Annotated in this window: 1 protein-coding gene; it reads left to right on the top strand. The window is 65.1% G+C overall.

The annotated features are described in order from the left end of the window. Nucleotides 1-229 (top strand): hypothetical protein (locus tag ACLJNW_RS29220; RefSeq protein ID WP_410962171.1); only part of this gene is annotated, 229 nt, incomplete at both ends.

Here is a 229-nt window from a genome sequence, read left to right as displayed (position 1 = left end):
GGGAGATGCTGGTGGTGACCCATTCCGACTACGCCCTGTCGATCGCCCTCAACGAGACCGACGAGCCGAAGACCCCGCCCCTGGACCCGGCGAAGGAAGGCGGCAACGAGTTCGTCGGCCTGATCGAAGGTCTCGACAAGTACCTCAGCGACTTCCCGGAGACCCGCCGCACCTTGCTCAACAGCCTGCGCCACTTCGCCCGCTTCGACGAGCGGGTCGACGATTCCTA

Origin of the sequence: Salmonella sp. SAL4457 (assembly GCF_046548235.1) — a bacterium.
GTDB classification, from domain to species: domain Bacteria; phylum Pseudomonadota; class Gammaproteobacteria; order Enterobacterales; family Enterobacteriaceae; genus Salmonella; species Salmonella enterica.
Note: the sequence above shows the minus strand (reverse complement) of the source record. Positions and strands in the feature narration are given on the sequence as shown.